Below are 12,978 nucleotides of genomic sequence, written 5' to 3'. Positions count from 1 at the left end.
CCAATCCCTCATCGCATGAACATGCCGCCGTTAATTTCGATCGTCTCCCCCGTTAGATACGAGGACAGCTCCGAGACGAGGAACAGAACGGAGCCGGCGACATCGTCCGGGGTGCCCTCCCGCCCCAGCGGAATGCCCTTGATCGTTGCTTTTCGCGCGTCATCCGGGGTAAAGGTGGCGTGAAACGCCGTCTGTCCGATAAAGCCCGGCGATACGGCATTCACGCTAATGCCGCTTGCAGCGAGCTCCTTCGCCAATCCCTTGGTAAAGCTCAGGACGGCAGCTTTGCTGGCTGCATAAATGCTTGCGCCGGGACCGCCGCCGTTATGTGCCGCTACGGAGGTCATATTGACAATACGACCTTGACCTGCGGCTTTCATACCCGGAATGACGGCTTTGCTCACGAATACCGCGCTTTTCATATTCACATCCATAATCTTGTTGTAGAGCTCCTCGGTCATTTCCGCATTCGCCAGACGCTCGACCAAATGCCCTGCATTATTAACCAGAATCGTAACCGGTCCGCCAAATGCCTTCTCTACATCAGCTACAAGTGCCTCTGCCTGCTCCACATACGTAACGTCTGCACGAAATGCATACGCCTCGCCGCCAAAACTTCGAATCTCCGCCACGGCTTCTTCGGCGGCTTCCTTGCTGTTCAGATAGTTCAGCGCAACCTTGGCTCCGCTTCTTGCCAGCCTTAATGCTACCGCACGACCGATCCCTCCACTCGAACCTGTGACTAAAGCGATGTTACCCGATAAGTTAATATGCATGTTAAATCCCTCCTGATTTAGGTTTGCAGCTGTTTCAGTCTGCTCTGTTGTTCACGCACTCTTGCCATTCGCGGCATCGTCATGATGATTTTTGTGCCTTGATCCGGCGAACTATGAACTGTAATTCCGTACTCTTCGCCGTAAACCATCTGAATTCGCCGATGGACATTGACGATGCCGATTCCGCCCTTGCGGCGGACATGCATTCCGTCATCATCGTCGACCAGGCGGTTTTCCTCGAGCCTCTTGCGCAGTTTAAGAAGCTTATGGTCCGCTATGCCTGCGCCGTTGTCCTCTACAATAACCAGCAAGTTATCCTGTTCTATTCTCGTGTCAATCCGAATGTAATGCCAAACTTCGATCCCGTCCGGAAAAGCATGCTGAAATACATTCTCGACAATCGGCTGCAAGGAGAGCCTGACCATCTTCTCCAATAGGAGTTCGGGCGGCGTCGCCACCTCGATCTCGAAATCGCGCCCGATGCGATGTTTCAATATCATCATGTAATGCCGTACATGATTGAGCTCGTTGGCAATGGTAATCTCCTCCAGGTTTGTCTGGATGGAGTATCGAAGCATGAAAGCCATCGCCTCCACCATGTCCGAGATCTCGTCGGAATCCTGAACGATCGCATAACAATTGATCGTTTCCAGCGTATTGTACAGAAAATGCGGATTGATCTGTAATTGGAGCGCCTGGAACTCGGCCCGCTGGCGCTCCAGTTGGATGTCCTGCAGCTCCAGCTGCGTTTTTTGATTGTGGAGCTCCGTGTCATAAACCTGCTCGATCATATCGGACAAACGGCTGACCATGAGATTGTAGCTGTGGATCAATCCCCCGATCTCGTCCTCCCGCGGTTTCACGTCGGTGATATGCGTCCAGTTCCCCTTCTCCGTCTGCCTCATGCCGTTCTTCAGATTGCGGATCGGATTCACGATCGATTTGCCGAATCGATAGGCGAGAATGAGCGCAATGATCAGCGTGACGAAGCCTACGATAATCGTAGTGGATCGAATCCCCGAAATCGGTGCCCGAAGCTCATCCAGCGGCATCATAATGACGAGGCTCCAGCCCGAATACTCGGACTGGCGCGAGATGATCATCGCTTTCTCGCCTAACACCGGTTCAATGAAGCGATGATCGCCTTTGGCGATAATACGCTCCGGCAGGTCGGTCGAAGTAATTCCGTCCATATCCACATGCTCAGGGGCATAGACGACTTCACCTTCGCGATCCAGGATGAAGAAGAAGCCCTGCTCCCCGAGATCAACGCCGTTCCATAAACCCGACAGCTGATCTTCATTGAACTCAACCGCAAGCACGCCTTTCACGTCGTACGAATTCATTCCCCGGATTTTGCGGGCAACCGTAATAACGTTGTCCCGATCCTGCTCCAGCAGGCTGGTCTTCAGAATAACGAACTCCCCGTTCCCCGGCGTCTTCTCCCTCAGTTCACGAAGACGGTCTGACGGATCGATCGACATGGCGGAGAAATTCTGATTCTGATCAAAAATCGACCGGCCATGAAACCCAAGAATGTACATCATGTGGGTCTGGGTAGGGTATTGAATGAAGATTTTCTGAAAGACATCCTTTCGGATGAGATTGCTGAACCGGTAATGCTCATAGCTGTCGCTCGGGTCCATATCCAAAAATCGCTTCACCGAATCCTGGAGCAAAATCGTATTGCTGATCCGCTCAAACATCTTCAGCTGATTATCCGTTTGCCTTGCGGCGTTCGTGATGACGGTGGTCATATACTTCTCGACCTGCTCGTCAATCGCTTCGGATGATTTCATATAGAAGAATACGCCGACCGTGGTAAGCGAGAACATTACGACAATGAAGAAGTACAGGAAGATTTGACGGGACAGGCTCTTGCGCATCATTCGATCCCCAGCATCTCCCGATATTCGGAAGGAGTATAGCCGGTAACCTTCTTAAAGGTTTTGGTAAAATGGGGATGATCCGCATACCCCACTTCGAACGAAATATCCGTTATTTTATAATGCGGAATGGCAAGGAGCTTCTTTGCCTTCTCCATTCGTTTCTTAATTCGATAATGGACAAAGGTCTCGTCCGTCATCTGTTTAAACAGCTGGCTGAAATACGACGGGTTGAGTCCGAGCATATCGGCAACCTCATCCAGTGAGAGATCGCGGGACAAGTTGCGCTCGATATAGGCTTTCGCTTCTTCTACAGGCTCCTTGGCATTTCCTTTTCGCTTGTCGCGTATGAGCTTCACCGTCTGATCCACGGCTTGACGAAATCTCTCGAAATAATGATGGTTCCCTCCGGGCGCAGGCCCCGAGATGCCTGTCATACGCTCGAACGAATACACATCCCGGCCGTTTAACAGCTTGATCAGTTTCGCATACAGTTCATCCAGCAGTTCCTGAAGCTGAATCGATTCTAGCCTGCGCTCATTGCAGTAATCCTCGATTTCTTGCAGCTTGTTCTGGATATCGTTCATTTGTAAATGCCATACGGCGAGCTCGAGCTGCTCCAGCCAATCCTCCAGCTTGGAGAGCGGGAAATAGATCCGCTGCTTCTCCTGCATGGACTTCCGATCCGCCATCAATTTATTCATGGTGTTATGTACCACCGATTTGGTCACGGGCTTGAGCAGATACTCCTTAACTCCATACGACATGCATTTCTGGGCGTATTCGAAATCGCCGTAACCGGAGATGACAACGACCGTGATATCGCCGTATGTTTCATAGAGCTGCTTGCTTAGCTCCAGGCCGTCCATCTTGGGCATTTTGATATCCGTAAAAATGAAGTCCGGTCGTATCGTCTGGATCGCTTCCAATGCTTCCATGCCGTTGCCGGCCGTTGCCGCTTGAATCATGGCCGGATCCGTCTGCGTGATCAGTTTCGCCAAGCCCATCCTTATCATAGGTTCATCATCAACGACCAGAATGCGGTACATCACCCATTCCCCTTTCAAGGCAGCGAGAGTAGTTTAGCTTTAGCAAGATACTCCTCTGCTTAGGCAAGCAGAGGAGTCATTCTTCAACACTATACTAAAACATGCTCCGCTTATTCGAAAGCGTTTTCTTTTTCGTTATATCGTTTCGTAGCTTCCTCAATAATCTCGCTGCCGCCTTTAGACAGATATTCCTCGAGCACCTTGCCGTAGTTATCGATAGGCTCCCTGCCATATACCATGCGGAGCACATGCTCCAGAATCAGCGGCGGCAGTTCATCCGATTTCGGATTCAGCTCCGGATATTTCACCATCGCCTCCAGACGCGGATCAAATTCAATGCCGCGGCGGCCTTCTTTCGTAAGCATGTTATCAAAAGCATCAATCAGTTCTTTGCCGGAATCGGACAATTCGGATACGCGTTTGTTGTAGGTCGTATCCTGGATCAGCCACAGCCAGTAGTTCAAATAACGCATCTTATCCGCACCTGCCGTGTCTGTTGGAACCTCGAAGACCGGCTTGCCGTCGGTTACCTGATAATCCTCGCCCTCAATGCCGAAGCTGAAGAACAATTCCGCATCTTCACTGACCATCCAGTTGAAGAACTTCACGATATCCTCGGCCTTATCCTTCGCCTTCGCGTTGATGAAGAAGGAACGCGTTACCGGATTGTAATGGGCATATCCCCCCTTACCGTCAGGTCCTACAGGCGAAGGAATCAGCGCTACTTTCGCGTCCGGCACATTCTCCTTCAGCTGGGTGCCCCAGATTGGAAGCTCATTCGCGTTCATGGACCACATCCCCGCTTTGCCGCTCGTGACGATGGATTTGAAGTCCGCGCTTTCAATGGTCGCGAATTCCTTGCTGATCAATCCTTCCTCATGCATCGTCTTATAGATCTGAATCGCTTGCTTCATATTTTCTTCATCGAAGAAGGTTGGCTTTACCTTCCCGTCCGGGAACACCTTGAATTGGTTCAGGTAACCCAGCACGTCATAGGCCCCGAAGAAGGTATCCGCATATTTGAAATTCTGACGTCCGGCATAAGGCTGCTCCACCCCGGCTTCTTTGAACGCTCGCAGAACATCCATCGTCTCTTCCACCGTTGTCGGGATCTCCTTGCCTACCTTCTCCAGCAGGTCGGTCCGAATCCATGTGGCCCGTCTGGACGGATTGGACAAAATTTCGGGAATTCCGTAGATATTGCCCGTCTTGGAATCCGTCATCCGCTTCCAGGCTTCCTCGGGGATAAACTTGAGCAGGTCCTGCCCATGCTCCTCCAGGAGGTCGTTCAGCGGGAGAAAGACTCCGTTCTCCACGGCACCCGCCAGCTCGGGACCACTGATTCCGCCAGTGCCCTGCACCACATCCGGTATGTCGTTCGTCGCGAACATTTGCACCATTTTATCCTGATATTCGTTATGTGGTATCAGGCGGATATCCAGGTCCGTATTCGTCATTTTCTCTAGCTCCAGCACGTACTTATCCTTGTTGATATCCGGATTTTTCTCAACGTAGGATACGTTAAGCGTCCGCATCGAAATGGAAAATTTCGTGGCCCCCGCTTCATTCCCGCCTTGGCCGTCGCCGCCCGCATTGGCTCCTCCGTCTCCGCCATTGTTACCCGAACAGCCAACGAGCATGGCCAGTACGAGACCTGACGTAAGCGCACGTGTCCAGCTTTTTCTCATGAATACCCCTCTTTTCAAGCTAATATAGTCGCTTATAATAGCGCTTTCAAACTTAATATCAGTATAGAGAGCCGTCTGGGCGGGAACAAGGAATGTCTTTGGCTCAGTTTGTCGTTTTTTTAGGATTACTCTTTGATCGACCCGATCATCATCCCATGAATGAAGAAGCGCTGCAGAAACGGATACAAGAGAATGATGGGCAGCGTGGCTACCAGAATAACCGCCATCTGAATGCCTTGAACGGACTGGGAGCTTGCTTCGAATGCCATGTTGCCCGTATCGGTCAGGCCCTCGTTCACCAGAAGCTCCCTCAATTTGACCTGGAGCGGATACTTGGTCCGATCATTGATATAGTAGAGGGCGTCCATGTATTTGTTCCAATTGGTTACGGAGTAGAATATCCCTACTGTCGCCAGCGCCGGTTTGGATAACGGAAGCACGATGCTCCATAGCGTACGGACCTCGCTGCACCCGTCAATTCGGGACGAATCGATCAACTCGCTCGGAATTTGGGTGAAGAAGGTTCGAAGCACAAACAGATTGAATGCGCTGATCGCCGATGGCAGCATCAAAGACCACAGCGTGTTGACGAGATTCAGCTCGCGCATCAGAATGAATTGCGGGATGAGTGGAGCCGTAAAGATCATGGTCAACAGGATGATAATCATGATGGTTTTTCTGCCAACGTATTCGGGTCTGGAGAGTGGGTACGCCAGCGAAGCCGTTGCTGCCAGATTGATGAAGGTTCCGAATATTGTAATATAGACGCTGATCCCGAATGCCCTCCAGATGGAAACATCGTTGAATACATGCTTGTAGTATGCAAAGGTGAATTCCACCGGCCAGAACATCACTTCTCCGCGATCGATCGCGCCCGGGCTGCTGAACGACTGGGCAATGACATTAAGAAAAGGGAGCAGCATGGTGAGTGCAAGAAAGGTAAGGATGATATAGTTCAATACAAGAAACATTTTTCTGCCTGCACTGTCATATTTCACGTTGGTGGTCACTCCCCTCTAATACAGCGACTCGCCGGTCGCTTTCTTGCTGATGGTGTTTGCAATGGAAATCAGGAACAAGCCGACAACGGACTTGAATACCCCGATGGCGGTGGCATAACTGTACTGAAGCTGCTGCAAGCCGGCTTTGTAAATGTACGTGTCCAAAATTTCGCTGGACTGAATGTTGAGCGGATTCTGAAACACGAATACGCGTTCAAACCCGTAATCCATGAAATCCCCGATCTTGAGCAGGAACAGGATCGTTATCACGGGAAGCAGCGCAGGCAGGGTAATGCTGAGGGTCTGGCGCCATCTCCCCGCTCCGTCGATTTCGGAGGCTTCGTAGAGGTCGGGATTTATGCCTGCGAGCGCCGCCAGATAGATGATGGTTCCCCATCCGACATCTCTCCATAATCCGGAGCCCACCAATACCGTTCGAATGTAGGAATCTTCGCCAAGGAAATAGATCGGCTCTATGCCGAACCAACCGAGTATCACGTTCACGATCCCCGATGACGGGGACAGGATACCCACAAAGATACCGCTTACAATGACCCATGACAGAAAATGCGGCGCATAGAATATCGTCTGGACTATTTTCTTGTAAACGACCTGACGAACCTCATTGATCAATAAAGCCAGAACAATGGGGGCCGTAAAAGCAAACAGAATGTCATATGCACCCAGCAGAAGCGTATTACGCAGAATTTTCAAAAAATCATAGTGCTGGAACATGCGTTGAAAGTGCTCCAGGCCCACCCAGGGACTTCCCGTCACGCCCGCAAACAGATTATAGTTCTGAAATGCGATCACGGAGCCCATTAACGGAACATATTTGAATAATCCGAAGAACAGCAGTCCCGGCAGCGATATGAAGTACAGTGCCCTGTATTTCCACATGAAGCCGAGTAATCTTCTCCGTTTATCGAGCTTTCCCTCCAGATTCGGGTTTACCGCTGCTTTGCTTGACTCGGCCATCTGTCATCACCTCTTGTTTCTCAAATGGGCCGGTGCGTTGTCATCAATCGGAATTTCATCAAACTGAATGCTGATAAATTCAGGCTCACGATCAATGATCCGGGACAGCTCCCTGGTAAAAACATTAACTATTTCGTTCTTCTGCTCATCCGTGCGTCCTTCATACATTTTGATCGTAATTTGCGGCAACGGCTTTCGCCTCCTTAGGAATGATGATGTGATGAATATCCTTATCCTATAAGTTTCGCGGGCCGGGCAGCAATGGAAGAAGATCGGTTCCCTTGTGTTTTTTTTAGGTGCTTCAAAGGGCTTGTGTTTTTTTAAGTTGGACTTGTTATTTCAATAGTTCTTAAGCGGTATGTGTAGAATTTGGCAGCATTCTATGGAACAATGGATCAAAGCAGTTGCGATAATTAGCCAAACGATGACATCAGGTATGGGAGGTTAGCGATGAACGGACAAGTGAAGGAAGAGGTAACGACCTATGCGCCGTTATGGGGGAAACTCGAAAAGAAAGTAACGCGTATGACGAGTCAGCTCCTAGGCAAAGTTCCCCATGCGACAACAAACGGGATCTATGATTCCACCCGGATCGATTGGTGGACCTCCGGTTTTTGGCCGGGGATGCTATGGATCATGTATGATATGACCAAGCAGCCGCAGTATAAGGAGTGGGCATGGGAATGGGATATTCGGCTTGAACAGGCGCTGATCGGGGACAGTAATTTCCATCACGATGTCGGCTTTCAATTTCTGCCGACTGCCGTCATCAAATATAAGCTGACCGGCGATGCGGATGCCAGGCGGAGAGGATTGTTGGCCGCTACCCTGCTGGCAGGGAGGTATAACCCGGTCGGGAAATTCATACGTGCTTGGAATCAGGTGAAACCCACTTCATGGAACCATGGGAATGAAGGCTGGTCCATTATCGACTCCACCATGAACCTCTCCCTCCTATTCTGGGCTTCCGAGGAGAGCGGTGACCCGAGATTCGCTCATATCGCCAGAGCCCAAGCGAATACGGTTGCCGAGTTTTTCATAAGACCGGACGGCTCCGTTCGGCACATCTGCCGATTTGATCCGTTAACGGGAGAATTTATCGAAGCGTTGGGAGGACAAGGCTATGGTCCGGAATCTGCTTGGAGCCGGGGAGCGGCCTGGGCATTGCATGGCATGGCTAACACCTATCGCTATACCCGCGATATTCAGTACCTTGAAGCCGCCAAGCGGGTTGCTCATTTCCTCATTGCTTCTCTTGAGGAGGATTCCATACCCCGCTGGGATTTTCGTGCGGAGCGCAAGGAGATGGAACGATCCGCTCATGAAGAGACGGAAGCATCCCCGAAGACTACCGAGCCCCGGGATACGTCAGCAGCATCCTGCGCCGCTTCCGGTCTGCTTGAACTCGCGGACCTGGTGCCTATAACCGAAAGAGCTCTGTACCATGAATGTGCCTTACGTATCATCAACTCCTTGACGGCCCATTACGCCGAATGGAATGACCCCGCTTATGAAGGCATACTGAAGGAAGCCACGGGACATCTGCCTGCCGGACAAAATATAAACGTTTCGCTGATCTATGGAGATTACTATTATGTTGAGACCGCTGCCAAGTTAATGGGATGGAAAAACCGGATCTTCTGATCCGGTTTTTTGCGTGTCAATCCATCTACTCTTCTTTAGGTATCCGGATATAGAAGCAGCTGCCTCCCGCATGCTTCCCTCCGCTCTCAGCCCATACCTGACCGCCATGTGCAGATACCAGCTGCTTGACGATGGCAAGCCCCATACCGCTCCCGCCACTTGACCGATTCCTTGATTTATCGCCCCGATACAGCCTTTCGAAAATATACGGCAGATCGGAGGAAGCGATCCCCTGACCTGAATCCTGTATTCGAATCAGGGCTTGTGCCCCTTCGTCCACGAGCTCGGCTTGCACCGTTCCTCCAGCTGGCGTGTAGTGCAAGGCATTGCTTAACATGTTGATCAGAACCTGGAGCATTCGGTCGGCATCCACCTCGGCTAGTATCGGCGAACCGCCGACATATTGCAGGTCCACCCTTTTTTCATGATACATTGCAGTCGCCAAGGTGATGGCCCTCTCCATAATATAGCCAAGATCCTGCTTGGTTCGGGATAGTTGAAACTCGGGCGATTCCATGTCATGCAGATCCTCGAGCTCCGTTACAAGCTGAATCAATCGATCAATCTCTTCAAGACACGTTTGAAACCGATCTGCGGTCGGCTCCCAGATCCCATCCTCAAGTGCACGGGTGTGACTCTTTAATGTGGTTAACGGCGTTCGCAATTCATGTGCGATATCTTGGGTCATATTCCTGCGCAGCAGCTCCTGCTTCTGTAACTGTACAGCCAGCTCGTTCAGCGAAGAACCAAGTCCCGCGATTTCATCGTACCCTTTGGTAGTCACACGGATGTCCCAATTCCCCCGCGTCATCATCTCAGCCGCTCGTTTCATCTGGACGAGGGGAGCCGATATTCTCTTCGCAACGTATATGCCGATCACGGAAGCAATGGCAATCGATAGGAGACATGTCAATATGATGGATTGCATCTGCGCCTGCTCCAAATGATAATTCAGCTCAGCCATTCCATCATGCACGGATGATTGCTGCTGGAACATGGCGATATGATAATGGTTGGTCACAATATTGATTACGGTAAACACGATCAATATCCCTGCCGTGATACTGATGATGATAGCGGCAAGCCTCAGGTCCAGCCGATGCTTCAAGCCCTATCACCTCCAAAGCGGTATCCGAATCCGTAAACGGTGATGATATATTGGGGCTGCCTAGGGTCGGATTCAATCTTTTGCCTCAGATTCTTGATATGCTGATCAATAATTCGGATGTCGCCGATAAAGTCATAGCCTAACACGCGATCAACCAGTTCTTCGCGCGAGAAATTGCGCTGGGGGTACTTGGCCAACAGAAGCAGCAATTTGTATTCGCTTGGCGTCAAGTTTACAACCTGTCCATGGCAGGTAACTTCGTGTTTCATCGAATGAATGGCCAGCGCGCCTTGGTGATACACAATTACGTCCGCCAGGAGCTTGCTGTCATCTCCTCTTCTCAGAACGGCCTTGACTCTTGCTACAACTTCCCGAGGGTCGAACGGCTTCACGATATAATCATCGGCTCCGATGGCAAACCCGCCAATCCGGCTGCTCTGGGCCACCTTTGCCGTTAACATGATAATGGGTACCGGGCTGAACGTTCGAATCTCCTGGCATATCCGCTCGCCATCCATATCCGGGAGCATGAGGTCCAATATAACAAGATCCACGGATTGCTCTCGCAGGAAATCGAACGCTTCGGCACCGTTGGCCGCTTCCAGCGTCAGATAATGTTCTTTGTTCAGGTAGGATACAAGAACTTCTCGAATATTCGGTTCATCATCCACGATTAATATGGTCTTCATTCCGGTTTCTCCTTATAGTATCCTTCATCAATACAAGTCAACTTTAACATAAGACTCCATTGTAACTGAAACTTGTGAAGATTCGATGAGGATGAACCAAGAAACCCCTAGCCCATGACATTCATAGGTGCAGCTGTTGTCTATAGGTCTGAAGCTCGTCATAACTTGGCCGCTTCGATCCGGGACTTCAAATAAGAGATGCTTTGCGGCACTTCACGTTCATGCAGGCCATGAAGAATCAGCGGTCCACTGAAATGGGAAGCGTGCAGGAGCTTCATGTATGCTTCGTAGTCCAGTTCACCGGTTCCGGCTGCCCTATACTGTAATCCTTCCATAGTCGAATAATCTTTGGCATGGGCTATAATGACATGTTCACTGAGCAGCAACAGCGCTTGTTCAATTACCTCTGTTAAAGGCATCCCTTCGTTCGGGTGAAACAAATTCGCTGCGTCCAGAACTATTTTTAACCGGGGAGAATCCATCGTATCCAGCAGCCTTCTGGCTTTGACCGCATCGCTGATCACATTGGCGGGCTCAGGTTCGACAGCCAGCTCCAGCTCGTACTCGGCAGCGATATTCACTAATTCACGCATGGACGTAAGCAGGTCATCCCATGCTTCTGGTGAATTGTTGTCCGGATGTGCCCTCCACATATTGTCCTTATCCCTTGTGCCGGTACACAGGGTAATGACCGACGTTCCCATCGAATGGCACATGGCTGCCAAGTGGCGAAATCGTCGGATGTCATCCCGCAATCTCTGACGGTCCGGGTGAATCATATTGAAGGTCCCGGATACTGCGGCTATATGTAGATGCCGTTTCTCACATTCTTCTCTTATATACACCGCGGTTTCCAGATCGATCTCGTGCGGCAGTGATGGGAGACCCGCGCAGGAAAGATTGAATTGAATGACACTCAGCCCGGTTGCTTTCACTGCGTCCAAATTCCCCTCCAGTGTTGGCCTCTCAAAAGTCTTGGAGAAAATGCCCAGCCTCATGCTTCATACACCTCCCGTTACGTCAGCCAGCCTCACCGTATCCCCGCTCTCCACCGATCGTGCAATCGCCGCCATGGCACGCATGGCAGCCACTCCATCCTCCAGATTGGCCCCTCTCATGGCAACCTGATTCAAAACCGTATCCGCAAAGCCTTCAACCTGCAGCTTGAAGAAATGGGCATCTTCCCCGAGCGGTCGATGATAACAACCATCCCGTGCCGAGAAGACCTCTACGTCGCTGGATTTAAAAAGCCAAGGATTATAGGTCTTGCCAATAACGCTTCCGTGTTCGCCGTAGATCTGAAAGCCCTCGTGCCAGTCCATCCGCACGGCAACCGTAAGATCCAGATGTCCTACAGCGCCCGAGGCATACTGCACCGTGACAAACCAGTTGTACGCTCCGAACTTCTGCGTGTTCCACGCCGTAACGCTTTCCATCTCTCCGCCTAAAAAACGAGCCGTATCCACCAGATGACTGCCATGCGTCAGCATGAAGTAACGCAGCTTATCCAGCTTCGGATTGCCTTCCGGCTTTAAAGCATTCGGACTATGCTGCACCATCGGCTGCACGTTGTCGGTGACCGTATATCGGTAGGTTGAGTCGCAGTACCATGCTTTCAGCGCCAGCATCTCACCCATTTCTTGATCAATAAACTGCTTGGCATACGCGATGCCGGGGTCAAAGCGCTTCATATTTCCGATTTGGACGATGCATCCGGTAGCCCCGGCCTTCTGCTGCAATTCCTCACACTCTTCGACGCTGACGCCCAGAGGCTTTTCCACTAGGACATGCTTGCCTGCTGCAATGGCTTTAAGGGCAGCTTCCACATGAAATTGATCCGCGATGCCAATGATAACAGCCTCCACATCGGGATCGGCGAGCATTTTATCATAATCGCTGTAGATCTTGGCTGGCCGGTGGATTTCGGCCATGCGGCTCAGCAAATCCTCCGCGACATCGCATATCGCGTATAGCCTGGCATTGCGCGCTCTCCGGCAAGCCTCGAAATGTCCGTACTGCGATATGGGGCCACAGCCAAGAACCCCGATATTTAATTCCATCTTATCCATCATCAAATCAGCACCTCCTGTAATGGATGATTATAAGAAAAACGTCTATCGACGTACTTTCTCAGAAGACAGACCGCGTTTAGAGGATGT

General features: G+C 50.9%; 12 protein-coding genes. 1 reads left to right on the top strand and 11 read right to left on the bottom strand.

The features are described 5' to 3' along the window. Nucleotides 1-8 precede the first annotated feature (8 nt). From DP091_RS00805 to DP091_RS00775, 7 genes are all read right to left on the bottom strand, one after another. On the bottom strand, nucleotides 9-776 hold the full coding sequence (locus DP091_RS00805; RefSeq protein WP_113056633.1) for an SDR family NAD(P)-dependent oxidoreductase: 768 nt from the start codon (nucleotides 774-776) through the stop codon (nucleotides 9-11). A gap of 17 nt (nucleotides 777-793) precedes the next feature. Further along, entirely contained in the window at nucleotides 794-2,665 is a 1,872-nt protein-coding gene (locus DP091_RS00800) for a cache domain-containing sensor histidine kinase (protein WP_113056632.1), read from the bottom strand. Then, nucleotides 2,662-3,711, bottom strand: coding sequence for a response regulator transcription factor (locus DP091_RS00795; protein ID WP_113056631.1), 1,050 nt, complete (start codon nucleotides 3,709-3,711; stop codon nucleotides 2,662-2,664). The genes DP091_RS00800 and DP091_RS00795 overlap by 4 nt, the downstream gene beginning before the upstream one ends. A 110-nt stretch (nucleotides 3,712-3,821) precedes the next feature. Then, on the bottom strand, nucleotides 3,822-5,399 hold the full coding sequence (locus DP091_RS00790) for an extracellular solute-binding protein (protein ID WP_113056630.1): 1,578 nt from the start codon (nucleotides 5,397-5,399) through the stop codon (nucleotides 3,822-3,824). A 125-nt stretch (nucleotides 5,400-5,524) separates the two neighbouring features. After that, nucleotides 5,525-6,397, bottom strand: coding sequence for a carbohydrate ABC transporter permease (locus tag DP091_RS00785; RefSeq protein WP_113056629.1), 873 nt, complete (start codon nucleotides 6,395-6,397; stop codon nucleotides 5,525-5,527). A gap of 18 nt (nucleotides 6,398-6,415) precedes the next feature. Next, nucleotides 6,416-7,378: an ABC transporter permease gene (locus tag DP091_RS00780; protein WP_113056628.1), complete on the bottom strand. Its 963-nt coding sequence runs from the start codon at nucleotides 7,376-7,378 to the stop codon at nucleotides 6,416-6,418. Nucleotides 7,379-7,384: 6 nt separating this feature from the next. Next, the gene (locus tag DP091_RS00775; RefSeq protein ID WP_113056627.1) at nucleotides 7,385-7,567 is read right to left on the bottom strand and encodes a tautomerase family protein; all 183 of its coding nucleotides are present in this window, start codon (nucleotides 7,565-7,567) and stop codon (nucleotides 7,385-7,387) included. 261 nt (nucleotides 7,568-7,828) lie between these two features. On the opposite strand from DP091_RS00775, the gene DP091_RS00770 reads away from it, so the two are divergent. Beyond that, a complete protein-coding gene (locus tag DP091_RS00770; protein WP_113056626.1) occupies nucleotides 7,829-9,022 on the top strand; it encodes a glycoside hydrolase family 88 protein in 1,194 nt (397 codons plus the stop codon). Between the two features lie 25 nt (nucleotides 9,023-9,047). Here the strand turns inward: DP091_RS00770 and DP091_RS00765 are convergent, their stop codons facing one another. The 4 genes from DP091_RS00765 to DP091_RS00750 all read right to left on the bottom strand — a co-directional run bounded on the left by DP091_RS00765 (nucleotide 9,048) and on the right by DP091_RS00750 (nucleotide 12,891). After that, nucleotides 9,048-10,130 carry a sensor histidine kinase gene (locus tag DP091_RS00765; RefSeq protein ID WP_113056625.1) on the bottom strand — a complete coding sequence of 361 codons (1,083 nt, stop codon included), beginning with the start codon at nucleotides 10,128-10,130 and terminating at the stop codon, nucleotides 9,048-9,050. After that, a complete protein-coding gene (locus tag DP091_RS00760; protein ID WP_113056624.1) occupies nucleotides 10,127-10,819 on the bottom strand; it encodes a response regulator transcription factor in 693 nt (230 codons plus the stop codon). Before DP091_RS00760 ends, DP091_RS00765 begins: the two co-directional genes overlap by 4 nt. Nucleotides 10,820-10,977: 158 nt before the next feature. Next, the gene (locus tag DP091_RS00755; protein WP_113056623.1) at nucleotides 10,978-11,817 is read right to left on the bottom strand and encodes a sugar phosphate isomerase/epimerase family protein; all 840 of its coding nucleotides are present in this window, start codon (nucleotides 11,815-11,817) and stop codon (nucleotides 10,978-10,980) included. Between the two features lie 3 nt (nucleotides 11,818-11,820). Then, nucleotides 11,821-12,891: a Gfo/Idh/MocA family protein gene (locus DP091_RS00750; protein ID WP_113056622.1), complete on the bottom strand. Its 1,071-nt coding sequence runs from the start codon at nucleotides 12,889-12,891 to the stop codon at nucleotides 11,821-11,823. Between the last annotated feature and the right edge of the window lie 87 nt (nucleotides 12,892-12,978).

Origin of the sequence: Paenibacillus sp. MDMC362, assembly GCF_003269305.1 — a bacterium.
GTDB lineage: Bacteria > Bacillota > Bacilli > Paenibacillales > Paenibacillaceae > Paenibacillus_AQ.
The sequence above is the reverse complement of the archived record's forward strand: the minus strand, read 5'-3'. Positions and strand labels throughout refer to the sequence as shown.

Excerpts from the sequence above, each read along its gene's own strand:
- DP091_RS00805 (WP_113056633.1), bottom strand. The coding sequence starts at position 776 with ATGCATATTAACTTATCGGGTAACATCGCTTTAGTCACAGGTTCGAGT.
- DP091_RS00800 (WP_113056632.1), bottom strand. The coding sequence starts at position 2,665 with ATGATGCGCAAGAGCCTGTCCCGTCAAATCTTCCTGTACTTCTTCATT.
- DP091_RS00795 (WP_113056631.1), bottom strand. The coding sequence starts at position 3,711 with ATGTACCGCATTCTGGTCGTTGATGATGAACCTATGATAAGGATGGGC.
- DP091_RS00790 (WP_113056630.1), bottom strand. The coding sequence starts at position 5,399 with ATGAGAAAAAGCTGGACACGTGCGCTTACGTCAGGTCTCGTACTGGCC.
- DP091_RS00780 (WP_113056628.1), bottom strand. The coding sequence starts at position 7,378 with ATGGCCGAGTCAAGCAAAGCAGCGGTAAACCCGAATCTGGAGGGAAAG.
- DP091_RS00770 (WP_113056626.1), top strand. The coding sequence starts at position 7,829 with ATGAACGGACAAGTGAAGGAAGAGGTAACGACCTATGCGCCGTTATGG.
- DP091_RS00760 (WP_113056624.1), bottom strand. The coding sequence starts at position 10,819 with ATGAAGACCATATTAATCGTGGATGATGAACCGAATATTCGAGAAGTT.
- DP091_RS00755 (WP_113056623.1), bottom strand. The coding sequence starts at position 11,817 with ATGAGGCTGGGCATTTTCTCCAAGACTTTTGAGAGGCCAACACTGGAG.
- DP091_RS00750 (WP_113056622.1), bottom strand. The coding sequence starts at position 12,891 with ATGATGGATAAGATGGAATTAAATATCGGGGTTCTTGGCTGTGGCCCC.